Raw genomic sequence first — 21,555 nt, 5'->3', positions numbered from 1 at the left:
AACTTTGTCTCGCTTACGTGACGACTTATCTCGTGCGACAGGCGATGACACTAGTCGAACGGTACGTCAAAGTCAGTTTCTATATAATTTAAATCTCAAAAGAAGATGGATCGATCTTTGGCGTTGGAGGTAAGTGGCAAGCTACGATACTGACAGTTCGCGTGGCTGCCGATGTGCATCTCTTTGGCTGGCGAACATTCTAAATCTGGAATGTGCGGCTTCTCCAGTTTTGTTGCCGCGAGGAAATCACATTGCGCGCGTAAGAGCCTGCTCTTGTTCGAGGAGCCTAATGAGCTAGCGGACGTGCTTAGTGGCAGGATTCGGCATGACCTGAGGGCATATGCAGGATTTCTGTGCGCAGCTCGGGTTTCTTTGCAGGAAATGACTGAAGTCACTCGTTATGCTTCGGTTCTATTCGGGGGCAGCACCTACATCGCAAGGGAAGCGGTCTCATGGTGAGGTGCTGGCGGTAATTCGGCAGCGTGTCAGCCAAAGGCTGCAATACAGCGGGCCCAGTGAAGCTATTGCCTCTTTCATCCAACCGACTAAGAACTGAACCACTGGAGAGACATATGAACGGCGCTGATCTTATTGCCGGAATCTTAAAGAAGGAGGGGATAAGATTTATTCCTTCGTTTCCGTACAGCGACGTCATCGATAGCGGTGCGAAGCTTGGAATCCGGCCATTGATCGTGCGTCAAGAGCGTCACGCGGTACATATTGCTGATGGGTTTGCTCGTATGACGGGGGGACGGGAGCTCTGTTGCTCAACAGTACAGTTGGGGCCCGGTTCCGAAAATGCTATTGGAGCTGTGGCGCAGTGCTATGGCGATAACGTTCCGCTTCTGCATATCCCCGGCGGTTACCGTCGTAGTGTTCAAGGCGTTCAGCCGAATTTCAACGCGGCCCGGAACATGCAGTTGATCACCAAGTGGTGCGAGATGGTCATGACGGCCGATCGCATTCCGCAGATGATGCAAAACGCCTTCGCTCTACTGAAGAATGGTCGTCCCGGCCCTGTGGTGCTTGAAGTGCCGTCGGACGTATTCACAGAAGAAGTGAATCCGGCCCTGCTGGAGGCTTATAAGCCGCAACATCGATCAGCGCCTTGTGCTGACGCGGCTCAAATCGACGAGGTTGCCGATATCCATCTGGGGGCGAGATCGCCCGTGATAATCGCCGGCCAGGGGATCTTATACGCAGAAGCGTGGGACGAACTGAAAGAGCTGGCGGAGCTCACTGATACGCCAGTTATAACTACATTGAACGGCAAGAGCTGCTTCCCCGAAAACCATCCACTTTCCCTAGGCTGTGGAGGCGGATCGCGCCCAGAAACGGTAAACCGAGCCTTGGAGCTAGCTGACGTCTACATCGGATTGGGCACGAGCTTCACGAGATCTGACTATATTACGCCGTATCCCGTCAGGGGTCGTAAATTTGTTCAAATGACGAACTGGGAAGGAGATATTTCCAAGGATTATTCCATTGATATGGGGGTGATTGGCGATGCCAAACCATCGATCAGTGCGCTGGTCCTGGCAATCAAAAATAAGACAGGAGGCAAAGGGGTCAGCAGACCGGAAATCGCGCGAGACATCAAGGCCCAGAGGGCGGCGTTTCTCGAAGCTTGGAAGCCTCTCCTGACTTCGGAGGAAAAGCCGATAAATCCATACAGGGTCGTTTGGGACCTTATGAGCACCGTCGATCGGAAAAAGACCGTCATCACGCACGATGCTGGCAGCCCGCGCGACCAGCTAACCGCCTTTTGGGAATCGATCGTTCCGCACGGCTACATGGGTTGGGGCAAGACTACCCAGTTAGGATTGGGACTCGGGCTTATGCAGGGCGCCAAGCTCGCGCGACCCGATTGGACCTGTGTCAATATCATGGGTGACGCGGCCATCGGCATGGTAGGCATGGACTTCGAAACTGCCGTTCGTTGTCGGCTAGGAACCCTGACAATTGTTTTAAAGAACAGCATCATGGGCGGGTACAGCAAGTATCATCCGAATGCTTCCGAGAAATATAGAATTGAGGAGCTTGGTGGTGATTACGCCGCCATGGCACGAGCCTTTGGTGGATATGGTGAGGAGGTTGTCGAACCTAAAGATATCGTTCCGGCCATCAAGCGCGCGTTAGATCAAAACGAGAAAGGCATTCCTGCTTTGCTCCAGATTATCACGAAGGAGGAGGGCCGGATTCCGAAGGATCTTCCAGCTGATACGAAGGCAGATAGGCTTGAGGGATGATCTCGAAAGGCTGCGTACGGCCTGCACGATCTTCGTCATGGTCCTCAAGAGCCATCGCCAATAAGGCGAGGTGACGCGAGTCTTGCATCCCGGAGAGCGAATGCCAGCGATCCTGTCCGTTGCCCTGCGACGGTTATCGGCCGCGGGTTGCTCCCGGTGGACTCAATATAATCGGGGGGGGCCGAGGGTAACACGTCCGGCCGACACCGCCGTCCAGTCCGTGCCGGGTGGCCCCGCTAAGGAAGTGAACTGCGAGGGCGAAGAAGTCTCGAGAAGAGGAAGGATCTCAGCCAGGATTATAGCTAGCGTTCCGGCGCTCGGCCCATCGGAAACTGTTCTGATTGGTGATCTCCTCGGCAGCCAACGAGTGAAGTGTACGTCCAACGAGCACTCGTCGTACAGGATTTCGCCCAAAAATGCCGGTGGCTCGGTTAGTCGGCGGGAAGAGACGCCTTAGCCATTGCGATTAGATTCTGGAACGGGGCGGGGTTGCTGGGATCTGAAGACAGGAAATGATGATCTCATATTCAGAGGCGATCGCGCGTCGGTATTTCGTGCTGACATCGGAGGCGACGACGAAGCCAAACGAACCAAGATTCTGGCGCCAACAAATGGGCCGACGCTGATCGACTTCCTGGCCCACCTTGTCAGCATTGGCATCCCCGCCGATCTTGCGCAATTGGCTGTCGCCGCAGCACGGAGGCGAAGATGTCGGATAGGCAATGCGATCCCGCGGCAAATCCTCCGACGGCTGCAGGGCCGGCTTGTGGCACTAGAAGGATGGCTCCGTGATCTCGTCCGCTGCAGCGTCGGCGCCGTTGTCCCCGGCTGGCGCGGCATTCTCCTCAAGATCGGCGAGCTGCAGTTCGAGCTGGTTCAGCAATGCCCCGCGCTCGAGGATTGTCCGAACTGCTCGTGCTGCAGCTTCTGATCGTGAGGATAGCTTCTCGATCAGCGATGTCCGCGCTTGGGCCTCTTCTTCCGCGGCCAGGCGGGCCGCTCGCTGGGCGCGCAGCAGCGTGGTCACATCGTCGGAGAGGGATCATCGGCGCCCATCGACCAGAGAATCACAATACGCTGTCGCCGCCCGAACTGCGGATCGTGCGGTCGATTTAAATCCCAGCGATCAGCCGTCCGCCTGCGAGCGCCGCGCGTGTTGCGGCGTCCAGCCAGACGAACGCTCGATAAGGCTTTGCCGGACACCTATCTCGATTTGAGATGATGGGCATATGGAAGCTGAGCTTGACCCCTCCCGTCCGCGATGAAATCCTACCGAGCATTGGCGCTTAAACTCGGCAAGAGGCGTGGGCCGGAACTGCAGCGATAGCACTTTGTCCTGAGTTTTGGCGTGCCGGCGACCATTCGGATGGAAGAGCTACACCGTCAGAATGTTTCGCACGAGACGCCTCCGCGCCATGGTGACTGCGGCTATTGGTGACGCTGGATGGGCATGCGCCCAAGGAGCGCCGAGTGGTCTCGGTCGCCGTCCTGCAGAGGCGGACAAGGTCCTAGCCGCCGAAGCCAAACTAATGGACCGGCAAATGGGTCACGAGCCCCAGCGGCAACCGCTTTTGGCAAATAGTGTGGCTCACATGAAAACAACAGGAAAAACTGATGCGCTCCCCAATTAATGCTGTGCCGGTAGACTCGATTGATGGACTGCCATTCACCGCCGACGAATACGCAGCACGTCTCGCGGCGTGTCGGCAGGCGATGCGGGAGCGCGAAATCGATGTCCTCGTGCTAAACGCACCGGAAAGCATCTATTACATGTCTGGGTTCATCACCCGCGGCTATTATGTGTTTCAGGCCTTGGTTGTTAGGCACACGGCCGACCCGGTCCTTGTCGTGCGCCGCTACGAACAGGTTAACGTCGAGCGGCTTTCCCACTACAAAGACGCTGCCATATGGCAGGACACGGATGTCCCGGTCGAGGTGCTTGCCAAAACGCTCACCGACATCGGCGCCTCGAACAAGACCATCGGCGTGGACGCCAATTCCTGGTTCCTGCCGGTCGCCGCGTTCGAAAGGCTGCGCGAACTGCTCGCCGGAGCGAAATTAGTCAATGGCTCGCCGGCAATTGCGGAAATACGCGCCGTGAAGTCTAAGCAAGAGCTCGCCTACATCCGCCGTGCGGCCGAGGCCCGCAATGCAGCCTTCAAGGCTGCCCATGCGACCGCAAGGCCGGGACAGACCGAGAACGATGTCGCCGCCGCCTTCAACTATGCCGCCATCAAGGCTGGCAGCGGCTACGAGGCTGGCGCCGCCTACATCGTTTCGGGGCCCCGCACAGCGCTGCCGCACGCGACCTGGGCCGGTCGCCTTATCGAGAAAGGCGATCTCGTCCAGGTGGAAGGCGCAGCGAACTGGAAACGTTATGGTGCTGCACTGATGCGCACATGGTCCATGGGGAAACCGAGCGACAGCATCCGCCGCGCCGCCGACGCTTCGATCGCCGGCCTAGACGCGGCCGTCGCAGCCATCAAGCCCGGCGCTACCAGCGGTGACGTAGATGATGCCTGCCGCGGTGCCGTTAACAAGGCGGGCTTCGGCTACGCGTTCAATAATAGGGCCGGCTATTCGGTCGGCATCGGCATCTGTCCCGGCTGGGGTGAAGGATCGGTAATGGATCTTAAGCAGGGTGACCCGCGCATCCTGAAGCCGGGCATGGTGTTCCACATGGTACCGGTACTTTTCCCGCAAGCCGATTTCAGCGTCGGTATCAGCGCGCTAGTGACGGTCACGGACAATGGCTACGAGATCATCTCTGACTTTTCCCGAGAGCTCGAGGTACAGCTTTAGGCCGTAGAAAGTTCAGCGTATTGGACGCCTGAGCTCATTCATACGGCGCAGGTAGCGCGGGTGGTCGGGTCGCGTCCGGCGAGCATCGAAGCATGTCCGGCGAGCGTCGGGGCGGGTGCCGCGAGCAAGGACGACGACCTCGAGACGCGCGCGGCGCGAATAGTGCTGCGTGGTTTGAGCGCGCGGGCCACTTGGCCCATCAACGCCACCGAGGCCGACATTCTTGAGTTCATTCTTGAGGTCATCGGACCCGTCTATACGGGTCGCCAAACGGGCTGCGGCTGACAACCATGATGCCCTGCTGCCGCAATTTGCCCAGAGCCCGATAGAGGAAGGCCGCTTGCTTCCTCGCCACTATGCCCAGCACGATATCGCCGAGTGCGGCCTAGAGCGTTTCACGTTTTGATAGAAGCGTATCCGGCGTTTTCGAAGTAGTTGCTGCATTCGTTCGGCTGGATGGTTGTGATGAGGCGGCCGACATGGTGGCAAATGTCATCGATCGTGCGCTTCTGGGCGGAACGCATCCAGTGCTTGATCTTTGCGAAGGTCTGCTCGATCGGATTGAGGTCAGGAGAGTATGGCGGCAGATACCAGAGCCGTGCGCCGGCCGCTCTGATCAAGCTGCGTAGGGCCGCCGACTTGTGGCTGCCGAGATTGTCCATGATCACGATGTCGCCCGGCTGGAGCTGCGGAATGAGAACTTGCTGAACATAGGCACGGAAGCATTCACCGTTGATTGGGCCGTCGAACAGGCAAGGAGCCGTGAGGCGATCACAGCGCAAGGCGCCAAGGAATGTCAGTGTCCGCCAATGACCATGTGGTGTGAAGCTGCGCACGCGCTCGCCTTTTGGCCCCCATCCGCGCAGTGGGGCCATGTTGGTCTTGATCCAGGTCTTGTCGATAAAGACCAGGCGTCGGGGATCGAGGTTGGCCTGCCATGAGCGCCAGCGCAGGCGTCTACGTGCGATGTCTGAGCGAGCTCGCTCGAGGGCGAGCAGCGTTTTTTTTGAACCGCAGCCCTTCACGCTGCAGAAACAGCCAAACCGCATTGTGGGAGACCTTGATCCCGCGCGCGGCGAGCTCGTCCTTGAGGGCGTGAAGCGTCAAATGCGGCGTCTGACCGATCCGTTCCATGATGAAGGCGCGATGCGGCTCAAGTATAGGCTTGCGATGGCCGCCCATCTTGCCGGGCGCTACCGAGCAGGTCGCTCGATAACGCTGCGACCACTTCATAACTGACGACACCGCAACCCCAAACCGCAATGCCACCGAGCGGCAGCTCTCACTCTTCGCAACTGCCGCAACCACCCGCTTACGCAGATCATTGGAAATCGGTCGGACCATCGGATGCTGGCCTCCAGCCCAGCCAGCATCTTGAATCATATTCGTCCGAAATCGGGAATCCCTCCCGATTCAGTCAAGCCGTGAACCGCTCTAGAGCGCCATCTCGTCGAGGCGCGGCGGCTGCCGGAAGGACTTTCACAACTTCGGGATTCGAGGCTGTTCTGATGATCTTCACGGCGCAGATGACTGCGCTGGCCGCCGACGGCTGGCTCGGCTGGTCGCCAATCTGCTTCTGTTCTGCCAGCTGGCGGCCGGGGCAGCGGCAGCGATCGGCCTCGCAGATTAAAAAGCGGATCGCGAGTGCTGATCACCGAGACTAACGATCTCGTGAGGAGATCCAGCTGGCGCGATGCGAGTTCAAAATCCAGGCTGACATCAAGCGCTTCGATCGTTTCCATCTTCTCGTTCTTGACGATCTGGCCTGTGTCACCAAGGACCAAGCTGAGACTAGAGCGCTCTTCTAGCTCATCAGTACACGTTACGAGCGACGCTTAGGGGAATGCGTGTTGCTCGGTCGTTATCTGAGCGATGCCGGGCGATCCTGCGATAGCGGTACGACGACCCCACCTCGTTTAGGGGGACGGGATGAGCGAGACTCGCGCGTGGATTTGACAACGCGAGGGACGCTCATTCCATGCATCAAGACAGACATCAAGACAGGCATGATGCCGCCTCCTATCAGCGGATCGAGGTGATCACAGGGGAGAGGCGACGGCGCAGTTGGAGCGATGCGGAGAAGGCGCGGATCGTGGCCGAGAGCGCCGAGCATTTCCGAGGTGGCTCGACGCAACGGGGTCAACCGGGGACTGCTCAGTGTGTGGCGGCGCCAGGCGCGGCTCGCGTCGAGCGAAGCGCCGCAGTTCGTGCAAGTCAGGCTCGACGCCGCCGTCGAGGCGCAGCCGAACGCGATCGATAAGGCGCATGTTCTGGTGAGTCCGGCCGAGCGGATCGAGGTGATGATCGCGGGCGCGACGGTGCGCGTGCCCGTCGGCGTCGACGCCGCGACGCCGGAGCGCGTGCTGGCGGCGGTGAGGTCGACGCGATGATCTCGTTCGGTCCAATGGTCCGTGTGTTCGTCGCGACGCAGCCGATTGACTTTCGCAAAGGCGTTCATGGCCTGGTCGCGCTGGTAGCGGAGGGATTAGGCGGCAAGCCCTACAGCGGCGACGTTTATGTCTTCCGATCGAAGCGATCGGATCGTTTGAAGCTACTGGTTTTTGACGGCTCGGGAATGGTTCTAGCGACGAAGTGGCTCGAGAATGGGGGCTTCGCCTGGCCATGCCGGTGCCGGGGGCGCAACTGGCGATGCTGATTGAAGGTCTTGCGGAGTGGTCGCGTGTGGTCCCGAAGGTGACGAAGCGGCCGACGAAAGTTGCCTGAATCGTCTTGTTTTGCTGGCGATTGCGAGTGTGTTCGTGTAGCTCTGCGATATGGCGCTTCGCCCTGAAGATCTCCCCTCTGACCCTGCGGCTCTCGCCGAGATGGTGCTGGCTTTCGAAGGCGAGAACGACGATCTGCGCGCAGAGATCGCCACGTTGAAGAGCCTGATCTTCGGCGCGCGATCGGAGCGCTCGGCAATCGTCTGCGCTGAACAGATCGCGCTCGATCTGGAACGGACCGCGGACGCGCAGCCTCCGGCCAATGACGACAAACCGGACGCGACGAGACCGAACCGGCGCAAAGCGAGGCGCAACATCCGCGCGCTGCCGGCGCATCTGCCCCGGGTCGAGCGGGTGATCGAGCCGCCATCCACGCTGTGCCCGTGCTGCACGGGTCAGATGCATCGGATCGGCGAGGAGAGCAGCGAAGCGCTCGATCGGGTTCCCGCGTGGCTGCGTGTGCTCCGCACGATCCGTCCAAAATACGCCTGCCGCTCCTGTGAGGGCCCGATTGTCCAGGCACCGGCGCGGCTCGTCGAGGGCGGCATGGCGACGACGGCGCTGATCGCGCATATCGCCGCGGCCAAATATGCCTGGCAATCGACGCTCTACCGCCAGACGCAGATCCTGGCGGGCCAGGGTGTCGTCGTCGACCGTCAGACGCTGGCGCGCTGGATGGGGAGCACGGCGTGGCTGGTCAGGGGCCTCTACGATCTGCAACTGAAGACCATGCATGGCTTCGAGCGGCTGTTCTGCGACGAGACGCCGATGCCAGTGCTCGATCCGGGACGCGGCGCACGAGGATCTGCCAGTTCTGGGCGCACGCGACGGACGATCGGGCGTGGAAGGGGCCGGCGCCGCCGGCGGTCGCAGGCGGTCGCGGCAAGAAGGAGATCGTGGCGCAGTTGGCCGGCCTCGAAGGCGTGCTGCAAGTCGATGGCTATGCCGCCTACGCCTCGCTGGCGGGCGATGCGAAGATGTCGGGCCAGATCCAGCTGGCGTATTGTCTCGTTCACGCGCGCCGCAACTTCGTGAGGGTGCACAAGACGACGAACTCACCCTTCGCCGCGGAGGTCATCGAGCGCGTTGCGGCCGTCTACGCGATCGAGGAGAGGATCCGCGGTCTCGACGCCGGGGAACGCCGCGCGACGCGACAGGCCGAGACGAAGCCGCTGATGGAGGCGTTGAGGGCCCGTCTGATCGCGGTGAAGGACGGGATCTCCCGCCGCTCGACGCTCATCAAGGCGATCGACTACATGCTCGAACGCTGGCAGGGCCTCACGGCGTTCCTGGATGACGGGCGGCTCGAGCCGGACACCAACACGGTCAAGCGATCGATCAGGCCAATTGCGATCGGAAAAAAGAACTCGTTGTTCAGTGGTGACGACGAGGGCGCTTCATACTACCCATCTGTCTATCTCCTTATAATTCAAGGCATTTCTGGTTGGCGTCGCAAGACGGCGGACTGCGGCGCGATCGCCTGCGAGAGGCATCTTGGCGCACGTCCGGTCGCGTGAGATCAGATTGTTTGATGATCCATGTCGAGTCCCTTGCATAAATGCTCCGCAGGCAATCGTCCCTCAATGATCATGCGACGTATCGTCGATGGACTGACGTCGAGCATCTCTGCTGCTTCGATTAACGAGAGCTCACCTCTATCCTGGCGTTCCCCCTCACGATAACGGGCGATCTCGCGGGTTCTGCGCAACGAACATACGCTCGTCCTCGTCCAGGACGCCCCGTGCGGGGTTGTTTTTCCGGAGCGATTAAGCAAGGCGGCGATCGAGTAGTCAGGCTTTTGACGTGCGAGCATGCGCACAAGATCCACTACCTCGGTGTCGGTCGTCCAACGCGTCACGCCGACACGGTTCTTCTTAACTTTCAGGCGGGTGTGATCGCCACCTTGCCAATGGATGATGAGGTCCAGATGCTGATTGTCCTGATCCAGGTCGACGACGATTTCCGACAGCACTGTACGCAAGATCTTCTTCTTGATCTCCGACGTAACACCGGGGCGCTGCCAAGCTCTATTCAGATCGTCCCCGAGCTTAAGCAGCGCTTCGCGATCGCCGGCGCTAAGTCCAGGAGAAAGCGAGCTGGCCAAACTCTCGATTTCTCGCTCAATTGTACGCACAGCTTGGATGCGCTCGTTCCAGCGACGCTCAAGTTCACCAGCGACGTGACGATTGTCGGGGTCGACCGCGTCATATTGGCGATACGCTCGGTTTGCTTCGTAATGCGCCTGTTCAAGAGACCTTTGGAGCTGAAGCAGTTTTTCCGACTGTTCGGCGCCCCGAGTTTTCATTGCATTTAGCGCAGCCTCAACGCCAAGCGGTTGAAGCCGCTCCAGCACCTCTCGCGCCACCATCCGATCGAGGCGCATTCCACCGAAGCCAAGACAGGCTGCGACGGCCGCCTTGTTGAAGTCTCCGCGGCAGACATATCTCTGCGTGTCGCCGCCTCTGCCAGAATACTGAACGTATAACCGCCGGCCACATCGCGCGCAGCGCAAAAGCCCAGGGAGAAGTGCTTCGCCGCGTCGGACGGCTCCTCGACCCAGGTAGCTCTTGCCGTTGGCATTGTCCGCAATGAGGCGCTGGTTTCGAACAAACTCATCCCAGGAGATGTAGCCCTCGTGATGGTCGCGGAGCAGCACGTCCCAGGCTTTCCAATCTCGTTGGGGATTTCGCTTTACCTTCTTCCGACCGTTCTCGACCGTCATCCGGACACCCCGTCGTCCGAACACGTAGGCACCGGCATACACAGGGTTGGTGAGCATGTGATTCAACGTCGTGTAGCTTGGTGTACGCCATTCGATTTTCGGATCGTGCGAACCTCCCGCGGCGAAGGGTAGTGCGATCTTCTCCTGGAGCAACCAGAGCAAGACCTGCCGGATCGATTGGAGCTCCACAAACTTCCTGAAGACAAGATCCAGCGACTCGCGGACACGTACGTCCGGGTTTTTCTCGATTCGATCATCCTTCGTCTTCACATACCCGACCGCGACTGTCGTGAAGTGCTCGCCGCGCCGGGCCTTTTGTTTGACGGCTTCGACTGATCGCTGTCGAATGACGCTGAGCTCCAGCTCGCTCATCGTACCCTTCATCCCCAAGAGCAATCGATCGTTAATCGACCGAGAATCATAGACGCCATCTTCGTCGATAATGAGCGTGCCGACCAAGGCGCAAAATTCCAACAACGTGTGCCAGTCTCGACCGTTTCGAGCGAGGCGGGAAGCCTCGATTGAAAACACCGCACCGACGCGCCCCTCGCAGATTAACGCCAACAACCGCTCAAATCCACGTCTTGCAACGCCGCCGCCGGACTTGCCGAGATCATCATCAATAACCTCGACATCGCTCCAGCCGAGTGCGCGTGCCTCAAGGCCGTATTGCCTGCGTTGGCTCTCCAGGTTGTGGACAACCTGGTCGACCGAGGACTGTCGAACGTAAACCACGGCGCTACGCGCCAGGTGATCAGTGGTGATCTTCGTCATGATCCACCTCCTGACTTGACTGGGCGGGTGGGGCAGACACCTTTGCTACGGCTTCGTTGAGCAGAAGCGACAGCAACTTGGCGGCCTCGGCTTGCACCACCTGAGGCAGATGCTCCGCTCGCGCCGTCGCGAACAGATCCGGTTGCCGTCTTTTTTGCATCGCCTTGGACATGGGCGCCTGCTCCCTCGACGGGAGGTGATTCCTCCCAACGCGAGGCTACGAGGACGTCAAGGAACGTGCGTAGAAGAAGCCGGTCCACCGGGACAAACGGATCAGCTACAATTTTAGCCGATGCTGATTCGGGCTCTGTCATCCATGCCGGCAGAAGATGGAGACGGCCGTTCTCGCGGCGAACCGTGAAGTGGCGATGACCATCGTGGATTTGTTCGCCGAGCACGACCAGGTCTCGGCCAGCGTCAGGATGGAATGGATATGTTACTCGAACTTCGTTGCCCGGAATCCCTGCATTATGCAGCCCCGCGGAGAACTGGGCGATACTCGCTTCGCTTCTTAGCACAGCGAAATTGAATGGCCTCGACCCCGAGGCGTATCTCGTCGATGTTCTCGATCGCACGGTGAGCGGCGCCACGAAGACCAACCAGCTTGACGAACTTCTGGCCTGGAACTGGAAGGCCGCACGCGAAGCCGAAAAGCGAGCCGTGGCATGACGAAGCCGAAGCAACGGCGGGGAACGCGAAAAGCACGCAAGACGACGATGGCGGACTATGCCATGTCGTTCGAACGGCTCGGGCAACAGATCAGCGAGCGCGCCAGGTCGCCGACGCTTCGGCATCCGTGGGCGACGTCTCTCTCCATGCTCGACGGCGCGGTGGCCGCGGTCGTCGCCGGGCCGGTCTCGATGGCGTCCGAGGAATGGGTGTGCCCGCTCCTCGGCGTAGATCCCGACGCCTTCAATCACGACACCGAGGAGTTCTCGGCGATCGCCGCCACGCTGATGCGCCACAACGCAATCAGCGAGACGCTGTCGACGAGACCGGAGAGCTTCGAGCCGCTGTTCGTGCGATCACCGGACGGCGAAGTCGACCCGCAGCCCTGGTGCATGGGCTTTTACGCCGTCATGAAGCTTCGGCTTCTCGTCTGGTCGCGGCTTCTCTCCCCGAACGGAACCGAACACCTTATGCTGCGGCCGATCTTGGTCCATTGCATCGACGACGCCGGTCGGCCCTTGCTACCCCCGGCCCGGCGCACGCCGGGAACGCAGCCCATTGTCCAAAACGCCTGGCGCGACATTCCAGCAACCGTCGAGGCCCTGCGGCAGTTCTGGATGCCTATACGCTTCAAGCGCGGTGCGTCGGCCGTCCGCACCAAGTCCGTGGCCCTCTCGTACCGTTTACCGCCTAGCAATAGCATCCGGATGTTCACTCTGTAGTGACTTGGTCGGTGGACCCTCGCCGGGCGGCGTACGCCGGGCAGCCTGCCGGCGGTGTCCTCTCTCGGCTGTTCCGCCGCCTCTTTTCTCAAAGAACGCAAGCCGGGGGGAACTGGCGCGATTACCGAGCGCCCTGCGTCCTCAATACTATCCGATTTGGTAGCTGTCCTCGCGACGTGGCCGGTGGTTTAGTCCAATCCCAAGGGTCCACATGACCGAGTGCTTTACTCATGTGATCCCAGAGGCGAGGCTTGACCGCAAAAAGCGGTGAATTCTTCAGGCGAAGACTTTCGTCCTTGCGAAGCGCCACACTGCGGAAATACGGCTAAGGAATATCGTCATATTTCCGCAGAACCCTCGGCGGCTAATCCAGAGCCTGAGGAATTCATGCTTTTCCGGTCATATTTTGGAGATCTACGACATGAGGCAAACGCTCAGCGGGAAATTTGAGGAGGTCATCCGCTACGGCTACCGTCGGGTTCACGCCCTGTGCCGCCGTGAGGGCTGGCCTCATGGGACGCCGCATCTATGGCGAATGGGCCTGCAATTGCGCAACAAAGCGCCCAAGCGCCAAGTCAAGGCCAAGCTGCGCGATGACCTGTAACCGGCCACACGATCGAATGAGACCTGGACGATGGACTTGTCCATGACCAGTTGGCGACGGGACACAAGCTTCGTGTGCTCACGATCGTCGATACCTTCTCCCGCTTCTCGCCGGCGCTGGCGCCACGGTTCGCTTTCCTCGGCGCCGACATCGTGGCTGTCCTGGAGAGGGCCTGCAAGAAAAGTGGGATTTCCGGCAAACGATCCGCGTCGATCACGGCAGCAAGTTCGTGTCGCGCGATCAGATCTGTGGCCTACCAGCGCGGCGTTACGCTGGACTTCTCACGGCCTGGCCAGCCGACCGACGATGCGTTCATCGCTTCCGCGCCGAACGCCTTAAGGCCCATTGGTTCCTGTTCCTTGCGGATGCCGAGAAAAAAGTGGGGGATTGGCGCAGATACTACAATGAAGAACGATCCTACGGGTCGATCGTCGATCGACAGCTGATTTTGCTGCAAGCCACGTCGGCGCAACCAGCCCGCCAATGTGATTAAGGGCGCAAAACTCTAGTATGGGTGGTCCAACCTTCGGTCTCGCTGCAAAATCTCCGAGACAAATTGGAAACATCAAAGCTTGGGACTAACACCTAGTCGACATTCGCGGGTGGCTGCTTGATCACCTTGACACGCGCTACGCTGCACCGACCGTCGACGCTAACCGGCACCTCGCCTTCGATGGCCACGCGGCGAACGACCCGTCGGTGCTCGCCGTAATCGTTGACCGCATAGTGTATTGTGGCGCGGTTGTCCCACATAGCGACGTCGCCCTCCTTCCAGGTCCAGCGGACAGTGTTTTCCGGTGCCGTGATATGAGACTGAAATAGATCGAATAGTCTCTGGCCATCATATTTCGGGACATCAACGAAACGTTTCGCATATGCGCCGAGCACCAGCGTACGCTCGCCGGTCTCGGGGTGGACCCGTACGACGGGATGCTCGGTCTCGAACCTCGCGGTGGTAAGGGCTTCGTCAGCAAGATTCTTGTCGGCTTCGGTGGCGTCGAAGCTATGAACAGCCCAGAGGTCACCGGCAAGGCGCTGCAGCTCCAGCGGCAAGTCAAGATATGCGGCCGCGGTGTTTGACCACACCGTGTCGCCGCCGACTGGTGGGATCACAACGCCACGCAGCAGCGAAAATTTTGGATAGGCGTCCAAGCAGGACCAATCGATATGCCAGAGATCAGTCCGAAAGAGTCTGCGCGCGGAATCAATGTCAAAGATCGAGTTTGTTCCCTCCGAAGGACCCAACTCGGGCGCGGGCTTTCCAAAGCGACGGGCAACGCGTTCTTGCTCAGCGTCGTTAAGATGACCCTGGTCGCGGAAGAAGATGACCTTGTGCTCGAGTAGGAGGGCGTTGATCGCCGCAATGGTCTGGTCCGGCAAATCGCCCGAAAGCTTGATGCTCCTGATTTCAGCGCCGATGCGCGCCGTCTTTTTGACGATATCGGTGCGCGGAATGACACCTTTGACAAAAGCCATCTCACTCATGGTCGCATTCTCCAAGTTGTTTGCCAGACAAACTTATTGGGCAAGGATGATCGACTCCAAAATCGTCACTCAGAGAACCAGACAATGAGCCAACATGCCCGATAAGTGAAACTCATGTGCTGTGCTACGAATGTCCCTGCCTGACCCGGGCCGCCTGGGAAGCGATGATCCGTCTGATCAAAAGAGCACCAGCTCGACACTTTGCACGCACTTCGAAAGGTTTCCGGCGGCTTCATAATATCGCTTCCAATTGATTGTCGGCCAATGTTGCATGTCTTTATGGGCGCCGCACCTATCTCTTTTGGTGGGCTGATTTCATCCGATCGAGGTCCGCGCGAAGTCACAGTTAGAAACAGCGATGACGGTCTCGTAAACGCTGACGTACCGGCCTTGCCTGCGGATTCCAATGATCGCGCGCAGGTAGTCCAATCTGATGCCGCGCAGCGTTCCGATCTAATCGCGCGCAGGTGAAGTACCCGATCTCGTCAAAGGTAACTGGCACTTTCGTTAGCCCGTGGTGAAGCGGGCAGTCCGTAGAGATCACATCTGATGTTTGATGGTGTCGCTCGACGGAGCGAAGATGACAGGACGCGCACCCCCAAGAGTGCCGTAGCGGCCGGTCAGCTTCGCGGGCTGCAGTCTCGGTCTTCATCGGTCGCCAGCGTAATCAAGGCCGAAGAAGAACGGGCGGGCGACGCATGGAGTCACCGTTCAGTTCGAGCCGGTGAGCGTTGTGAAGCAGGCGATCAAGTATGGCATCAGCGTAAGTTGGATCATGGGCTCATGCCATTTGGCAATTGGAAAGCTGGCTGGTGACGAGTGTTGACCGACGGCCGTAGCGGTCTTCGAGGATTTCGAGCAGATAATGACGGGCATTGGCGTCGATCGCCTGGAGGCCCCAATCGTCCAAAATGAGGAGCTCGACGGCGGCGATGCTCTTCATCCGCGAGGCGAGTCGGCCATCGCCCCGGGCAAGGTCCAGTTCTTCGATCAACCGCGGCAACCAGGGGTAAAGTACAGAGCGGTTGTCCCGGCATGCCTTGTGGCCGAGCGCACAGCCTAGCCAGTTTTCCCGACGCCGGTTGGCCCGACAATGGCGCAATTCTCATGGTTCTTGATCCAGTCTCCGTTGAGCAGCACGTCGAACAAGCGGCGGTCGAGCCCACGGGGAGCGCGGTAGTCGATATCCTCGGGCCCGGCATGATGACGCAGCCTTGCCTTGCGAAGACGAAGCGTCAGCGCCGGTTGTTACGCCAAGTCGCTTCATAGTCCAGCAGCAACGCCAGCCATTCGGCGAGAGCAAGCCCCTGGTCTCCTCGTTGTCGGCGAGGCTCGTGAAGGCCTCGGCCATGCCGGTAAGGCCGAGCCGGGTAAGCAAGTGGAGTGTGGGGTGTGTCAGCATTTCCTTCCCTTTCAGTGGTAATAGTCCGAGCCTCTGATGTTGGGGTGCATGATCGGCTCGGGGACACGGGCGTCGGAACGCGATCGAGCCCTTTCTCGAGGATCGATTTGACGCCGGGGTAGTTGCGAGCCTGGATCTCAAGCGCACGCAGCGCGGCCGCCTCGAGGCGCTCGGCGCCAAAGCGCTTCTCGAGCCGGATGATACCCAGGCAGGAACGATAGCCCTGTTCGGGATGCGGCCGAGCCTCGATGATCCGCTCAACCAGCTGGCGCAGCATCGGGCCGATCCGGGTTGCCTCGCTGCGGATCTTTGCCGGCGTCCACTCGCCATAGCGCCGGTAGCTGGAAGGCATGTGGGCGCTGATCGTCGTGTGCCGCCCGTTGCCGCTGCCGCGCATGTGTGCGGCGATACGTTCGCCTCCCAGGAAGATGTCAACTGTTCGCGCACAGATTCGCGCTTCTACCTCCCGACGGGCAAAGCGATAAGGCGCCGAGTAGTAGTGTCGTTCGATCTCGACATGCTAGTCGAGCCCGACCCGGCATCGGCGCCATTCGGCATGGACCCACGGCTCGCCGGGAAGCGGTTTAGATTCGGCGCATCAATTTCCTCGAACAACTGGCGCCGTGTCCGGCCATACTGGCGCAGCACCCGTCCGTCATTGAGCTTGGCCAGCCACTCGGCGAGCGCACCGTTGAGTTCGGCCAGGCCGTAAAAAGTGCGGTTGCGCAGCCGCCCCAGCAGCCAGCGCTCGACAATTCCGACGCAGGCCTCGACCTTGGCTTTATCTCTCGGGCGACGCGGCCGTCGCCGGCAAAATCGTCGTGCCGTAATGCTGCGCCATATCGCTATAGCTGCGGTTGACCATAGGGTCATAGAGACAGGCCTTTATCACCGCGACCTTCGCGTTGTCGGGCACCAGCAGTTGCGTCGTGCCGCCAGAAGATGGCGCGTCGCGCACCTCGCCAGTCTTAGGGTCAACCACCGGCACCGTGTCGCCGGCATAGTCGACAAACAATTTCTCGCGCCCGCCGTGGTACTGGCGCATCACCAGCGGCAGCCGGCCTTCCCAGTTGCGGAACAAGTCACAGAAACGGCTATACCGGTACCCGTCCGGATGCTCAGCAATGTACTCATCCAACAGCACTTGCAAGGTCACGTGCTTGCGCTTGCGCTCGCGGGCAACAACGGACAGTCAGGCTCGGGCACCTTGCGGCGACCCGGCTTCACGCCCGTACAGCAGTTGCTCCAGCTCGGCGTCGCTTGTCACTTCCGGGATTGGCCATGCCAGACCCGCGCGCACAAACCGCTTCAGCGTGTCACGGACCGTCGTCGGCCCGACGCCGACACGCTCGCCAACCACGCGCGTCGAGAGCCCAGCCTCAAGGCTCAACCTCACAATCTAGCGCACCTGGCGCATGATAACCCTCCTCGTCGGCATCCAATTCTCCCAGCTGGTTCCAGCCGGAGAAATGGCCCAACGATCAGTGCGCACACCATCCGAAACTGCGCGCGATCAAATCTGAATGCTGCGCGCGATCATTTCGGAACCCCGCGCGCCATCAGCTCGGTACGGTGCGCACCATCATCTCGGAATCCGCAGCCGCGGAAACTGGCTTTTCTCACACTACGATCCGCCGAATGTGGACGGCGTTTGGCTTGCAGCCTCACCGCAGCCAGACATTTAAACTGTCTAGCGATCGCTGTTCGTCGACAAGGTGCGCGATATTGTCGGGCTTTACCTGTCCCCACCGAACCGAGCCGTTGTCCTCAGAGTTGACGAAAAGAGCCAGATACAAGCACTCGATCGCGAGCAACCGGTCTTGCCGATGATGCCTGGCGTACTGGAGCGTCGCACGTACAGCTAAGTGCGGCATGGTGCGACTACGTTTTTTTTGCCGCGCTCGATGTCGCTTCCGGGTTTGTCATTGGCAAATGCTACAAGCGACATCGAGCGGTCGAGTTCTTGAAGTTCCTCAAAGAGATCGACGCTCAAATCCCTGAGGGGCTCGCTGTCCCATATCGTCATGGACAACTACGCCACCCACAAGACGCCCAAGATCAAAGCGTGGCTCGCTCGCCGGCTGCACTATCATGTTCACTTCACGCCGACTTCCGCCTCATGGGTCAACCAGGTCGAGCGCTGGTTCGCTGAGCTCACCCGAAAGCAAATCCAGTGAGGTGTTCACACCTCCGTCAGGCAGCTCGAGGCCGACATCCGTACTTTCATCGAACTGCACAACAGCAACCCGAAACCCTTCAAATGGACCAAGTCCGCCGACCAGATATTGGCTTCTGTCAAACGCTTCTGCCACAAGGCCCAGCAGACCTTATGTGGCGAACTTTAGATTCACGTGACTAGCGCCTGAAGTACCAAATCCCCGAGATCATCACATCCGGCGGCAGTTCACTCGTGAATATCTCGTCCGTGACGGGGCCGGGGTCTATGGCGGCGATCTGCACCCGCGTGAAGATGGTACAACTTGTTCCGATGTCCGTGCTTGTCGACGACCAAGTAAACACCAGGCTGGCCGCTACTCCGTTGCGGCGCGCAACCTCAGTCACCTTCGCGTTCGGCGCCAACGTTGTTTAGCGTATACGCTGATCGTCGATGGCTTCACGCACAAGGGGCTTTGGCGGCTGACTGATGATATGATCGGTCCGGCGCTGGAGAAGCCGGACGAGATTAAGCCGCACATCACCAAGTGGTGGACGGCAGGGGGGCGAGCCCATACAGCTTCTCATCAACGGTCAGTATGCGCTGACGAGCGCCCCCGATGGCCGTGCGCTGGCGGCAATTAAGTGGGGGCGCCCATTCGGATGGTGTGCGACGGCGCCACTATAACCGATAACTACTGGATCCTTGTAAAGGGTGGGCCGAACAGCACGAATGCACAGAAGTTCATCACATTTGTCGATCGGGCCGAAATGGCGGCCGCCTTTACGCAAGGGACCGGCTATGCCGGCCCGAACCTAAATCAACTGCGGTACCTGCCAGCCGATTTGGTGCCTCTGCTATCAGCCCTGGCAACGCGGCGAAGACAATCCGGTTCGACGTTCCCTGGTTTCGGGCGCAATGATGAATCATCCCAACGGATCTCCTAACGCTTCATGGCTTATGCCCGAGGCGCAAAACAACGCTTCGAATGACATTTGTTACCATCAGCGCATAGCGCAATTGTCCGAGCGAGGAAAGCTCGACCTGCTTTCATAACCACACCCCTGCGGGACGAACAGATAATCTGAGCGTCTCGAGCCGTTCGCCCGCCTTCATGAACGTGTTCGATCCGATTACCTTGTTAACTGCCATCTCATGGGCAACAACCAGAATAGGTCTTGCTGCTACAGCTTCGACGAGCTTCTCAGAGCCCTATACCATTGCCCGTCAGTTTGCCACGCTCGATCACAGCTCTGGTGGTCGGGCCGGATCCGCTAACGACTACGCAGCAAGCAACTATGTCTTGATCGCCTGCCACGCACGAGATCGCTATGAACATGCCCGCGAATTTGTAGATGTGGTCAAGGCTCTTTGGGATACGTGGGAGGACGATGCCTTCGTCTACGACAAAGAGAACGCCCTTCGTTCCTCCCCGAAGTTCCATGTCTTGGACCATGACGGCGAGCACTATAAGGTTTTCGGCAGCCTCAATCTCGTTCGTCCTCCTCAGGGCTACCCTGTCATATTCCAGGAGGGCGCGTCGGATCCGGTAAAGAACTAGCAGGTTGTTGAAATAGGCAATCGCCGCCAACCGGCGAGCGTGATTCATTGGCTCCGACGAGATTCGGGGATGGTACGTGCCGCGGCGGCGACAATCGAACGGGCGAGTTGTTCAGCTACGTCGACCTGGAGGCGCGGGTGCGGCACGATCATTCGCTGCGAGCGATCTGGAGGATTGCGTTCTCAACTCTCTGATTTGGTAGCTATGAGAGCGGTGTAGCCGGTGGTTTGTCTTAATTCCCAGAGTCCACCGCCTGGTGCGTTGCTCGTGTGATCCAAGAAGGCGACGCTTGATCGCACAGAGGCCTCGCATTCTCCGGTTCGGCCGAAGAATTGCATCGTTGCAAGGCTACCATGCGAAAATTCGGCTAGGGAATCCCCGTAAGTATCCCCGCGAACCCTAGGCAGCTACCAAAAGTCTGGGCCTGAGGGATTTCACGCGTTAATCAGTTCGGAGGTGCGGTATGAAGAATAGGCAAACGCTCAGCGGAAAAGTCGAAGAAATCATCTACGCTCGACTCGAGCCAGGTGACGATCTCCTTCGAGCCCTTTGGGAGATTTGCAAGAAACATGATGTCAAGACAGGGATTCTTCTGGACGCGACCGGCTCGATGAAGAACTGCGTTCTGCAGCGGTTTCCCCACGAATCACACGGAGGAGCTGGGATCGATGTCGTCGATGTCCAGGGGCCGCTAGAGGTGAGCGCGCATGGAATCATTGGGATGGGCTGGGTCCCGGACGAGTCGGTGACCCCGCACCCGGCGATCGCCCGCAAAGGAACGACAGGTTTCGGTTTCGGCGGCTTCGAAGGGCACGAAACCCCATATTGCCACGTCCATGTGACGGTGACGAGTGCCTCGGAGACGGTTTGTGGGCACCTCATGGAGGGTTCGCTTCTTAACCCCAAACCATATCCGGACAAAATCGATCCGATCAGCAAGCGGGGCAACGTGCCCGAGCACTTCTCGGTCGCTATCGCAAAAGTTTCAGGAGTCATCTTGCGGGCGACCTTTGACAAGTCGGGCTACTATCACGACATCGTACCTGCATAGGCGTATATAGCGCAGTCCGGCGCCGAGGCGCTTGTGCTGCCGGCCACGGTTATCGCGCTCCAGCAACAGTGCCAACCATGCCTCAGGCCGACGGCTTCGGGTTTGTCGATCAGTTCGCTGATGACCCGCGCCATGCTCTGTGGAACCCAGGGCGTGGCGTGTGGAATTGGGCAGCACAAGGCCGGCGAGGACACCGCCGCCCTCGTCGCCTATCTCGATAGCGTCTAGACGTGGCCGGCGACAAGGTGGGCACGGTCGACTCTTGCTTGGGCGACGGCATGGCGCTTACTGCCGCCGCCCTCTATCTGGACCGGATCGCCGCCGCCGCAAGCTTCCACGGTTATCAACAAGTTGGCCCGAATCGTCTGGGCGATGATGACAACCGGGGAATTCTATCGGCCTTAAGATCGCGGCCCGACTTTCCGCCTATGTTGGCCACCTTATGGTGTGAGGCAAATGACAGCATGATGGACGCCGGCGGAGCTGAGAATCGAGCAAGCCCGAAGAGTTTTAAGCGCAACGAGCGCGACCCGACGAGGCCTCGATCCGCGATCTCCATCAGGGCCAGCGGCCATGGCACCAGTCGCATTAACAGGCCGTATACATGAAAGCACCGGGCCGGTATCCAAAGTGCTG

At 59.4% G+C, this 21,555-nt stretch carries 15 protein-coding genes and 6 pseudogenes; 12 read left to right on the top strand and 9 right to left on the bottom strand.

The genetic code is table 11. The annotated features are described in order from the left end of the window. The first annotated feature begins 482 nt into the window (after positions 1-482). Positions 483-2,249 carry a thiamine pyrophosphate-requiring protein gene (locus tag ACVIYL_RS44440; protein WP_456781689.1) on the top strand — a complete coding sequence of 589 codons (1,767 nt, stop codon included), beginning with the start codon at positions 483-485 and terminating at the stop codon, positions 2,247-2,249. A gap of 466 nt (positions 2,250-2,715) precedes the next feature. On the opposite strand, the gene ACVIYL_RS44435 is transcribed toward ACVIYL_RS44440, so the two are convergent. Together ACVIYL_RS44435 and ACVIYL_RS44430 are read right to left on the bottom strand one after the other, a co-directional pair. Then, on the bottom strand, positions 2,716-2,928 hold the full coding sequence (locus ACVIYL_RS44435) for a hypothetical protein (protein WP_456781688.1): 213 nt from the start codon (positions 2,926-2,928) through the stop codon (positions 2,716-2,718). Positions 2,929-3,021: 93 nt separating this feature from the next. Further along, positions 3,022-3,276, bottom strand: coding sequence for a hypothetical protein (locus ACVIYL_RS44430; RefSeq protein WP_456781687.1), 255 nt, complete (start codon positions 3,274-3,276; stop codon positions 3,022-3,024). 587 nt (positions 3,277-3,863) lie between these two features. On the opposite strand from ACVIYL_RS44430, the gene ACVIYL_RS44425 reads away from it, so the two are divergent. Beyond that, the gene (locus ACVIYL_RS44425; RefSeq protein ID WP_456781686.1) at positions 3,864-5,051 is read left to right on the top strand and encodes a M24 family metallopeptidase; all 1,188 of its coding nucleotides are present in this window, start codon (positions 3,864-3,866) and stop codon (positions 5,049-5,051) included. Positions 5,052-5,446: 395 nt separating this feature from the next. Here ACVIYL_RS44425 and ACVIYL_RS44420 read toward each other — a convergent pair. Next, a protein-coding gene (locus ACVIYL_RS44420) for an IS630 family transposase (RefSeq protein ID WP_456781685.1) occupies positions 5,447-6,395 on the bottom strand; the annotation gives its coding sequence in 2 pieces (ribosomal slippage) (positions 5,447-6,058 and positions 6,060-6,395; 948 coding nt in all). 35 nt (positions 6,396-6,430) lie between these two features. Beyond that, complete coding sequence (locus ACVIYL_RS44415; RefSeq protein WP_456781684.1) at positions 6,431-6,793, bottom strand: hypothetical protein; 363 nt, start codon at positions 6,791-6,793, stop codon at positions 6,431-6,433. A gap of 330 nt (positions 6,794-7,123) precedes the next feature. Between ACVIYL_RS44415 and ACVIYL_RS44410 the strand changes: the two genes are divergently transcribed. The 3 genes and pseudogenes from ACVIYL_RS44410 (at position 7,124) to tnpC (ending at position 9,291) form a co-directional block, all read left to right on the top strand. Further along, the gene (locus tag ACVIYL_RS44410) at positions 7,124-7,441 is read left to right on the top strand and encodes a transposase (protein WP_456781683.1); all 318 of its coding nucleotides are present in this window, start codon (positions 7,124-7,126) and stop codon (positions 7,439-7,441) included. Beyond that, positions 7,438-7,775 (top strand): annotated as a pseudogene (tnpB, locus tag ACVIYL_RS44405) (IS66 family insertion sequence element accessory protein TnpB). The gene ACVIYL_RS44410 and the pseudogene tnpB overlap by 4 nt, the downstream one beginning before the upstream one ends. A 50-nt stretch (positions 7,776-7,825) precedes the next feature. Further along, a pseudogene (gene tnpC / locus ACVIYL_RS44400) lies at positions 7,826-9,291 on the top strand (IS66 family transposase). A 2-nt stretch (positions 9,292-9,293) separates the two neighbouring features. Here tnpC and ACVIYL_RS44395 read toward each other — a convergent pair. Further along, positions 9,294-11,270, bottom strand: coding sequence for a recombinase family protein (locus ACVIYL_RS44395; RefSeq protein WP_456781682.1), 1,977 nt, complete (start codon positions 11,268-11,270; stop codon positions 9,294-9,296). After that, positions 11,251-11,442 (bottom strand): hypothetical protein, encoded by a 192-nt coding sequence (locus ACVIYL_RS44390; RefSeq protein WP_456781681.1) that lies wholly within the window; start codon positions 11,440-11,442, stop codon positions 11,251-11,253. Before ACVIYL_RS44390 ends, ACVIYL_RS44395 begins: the two co-directional genes overlap by 20 nt. A 278-nt stretch (positions 11,443-11,720) precedes the next feature. On the opposite strand from ACVIYL_RS44390, the gene ACVIYL_RS44385 reads away from it, so the two are divergent. The 3 genes and pseudogenes from ACVIYL_RS44385 to ACVIYL_RS44375 form a co-directional block, all read left to right on the top strand. Next, on the top strand, positions 11,721-11,939 hold the full coding sequence (locus tag ACVIYL_RS44385) for a transposase domain-containing protein (RefSeq protein ID WP_456781680.1): 219 nt from the start codon (positions 11,721-11,723) through the stop codon (positions 11,937-11,939). Further along, positions 11,936-12,661: a UPF0149 family protein gene (locus ACVIYL_RS44380; RefSeq protein WP_456781679.1), complete on the top strand. Its 726-nt coding sequence runs from the start codon at positions 11,936-11,938 to the stop codon at positions 12,659-12,661. The genes ACVIYL_RS44385 and ACVIYL_RS44380 overlap by 4 nt, the downstream gene beginning before the upstream one ends. 457 nt (positions 12,662-13,118) lie before the next feature. After that, positions 13,119-13,758: pseudogene (locus ACVIYL_RS44375) on the top strand (DDE-type integrase/transposase/recombinase); the annotation flags it as partial. A gap of 92 nt (positions 13,759-13,850) precedes the next feature. Here ACVIYL_RS44375 and ACVIYL_RS44370 read toward each other — a convergent pair. The 3 genes and pseudogenes from ACVIYL_RS44370 to ACVIYL_RS44360 all read right to left on the bottom strand — a co-directional run bounded on the left by ACVIYL_RS44370 (position 13,851) and on the right by ACVIYL_RS44360 (position 17,551). After that, positions 13,851-14,750: a TauD/TfdA dioxygenase family protein gene (locus ACVIYL_RS44370; RefSeq protein WP_456781678.1), complete on the bottom strand. Its 900-nt coding sequence runs from the start codon at positions 14,748-14,750 to the stop codon at positions 13,851-13,853. A gap of 667 nt (positions 14,751-15,417) precedes the next feature. Next, positions 15,418-15,935 (bottom strand): annotated as a pseudogene (locus tag ACVIYL_RS44365) (ATP-binding protein). Positions 15,936-16,163: 228 nt separating this feature from the next. Beyond that, positions 16,164-17,551, bottom strand: a pseudogene (locus tag ACVIYL_RS44360) (Mu transposase domain-containing protein). 194 nt (positions 17,552-17,745) lie between these two features. Here ACVIYL_RS44360 and ACVIYL_RS44355 point away from each other — a divergent pair. From ACVIYL_RS44355 to ACVIYL_RS44340, 4 genes and pseudogenes are all read left to right on the top strand, one after another. Further along, positions 17,746-18,497, top strand: a pseudogene (locus ACVIYL_RS44355) (IS630 family transposase); the annotation flags it as partial. A gap of 924 nt (positions 18,498-19,421) precedes the next feature. Then, complete coding sequence (locus ACVIYL_RS44350; protein ID WP_456781677.1) at positions 19,422-19,868, top strand: LLM class flavin-dependent oxidoreductase; 447 nt, start codon at positions 19,422-19,424, stop codon at positions 19,866-19,868. Positions 19,869-20,331: 463 nt separating this feature from the next. Then, positions 20,332-20,919, top strand: coding sequence for a PCC domain-containing protein (locus tag ACVIYL_RS44345; protein ID WP_456781676.1), 588 nt, complete (start codon positions 20,332-20,334; stop codon positions 20,917-20,919). Positions 20,920-21,197: 278 nt separating this feature from the next. Then, on the top strand, positions 21,198-21,527 hold the full coding sequence (locus ACVIYL_RS44340; protein ID WP_456781675.1) for a hypothetical protein: 330 nt from the start codon (positions 21,198-21,200) through the stop codon (positions 21,525-21,527). Positions 21,528-21,555: the final 28 nt, after the last annotated feature.

Source organism: Bradyrhizobium sp. USDA 3315 (genome assembly GCF_054056795.1).
This window is presented reverse-complemented; position numbering and strand designations above follow the sequence as displayed.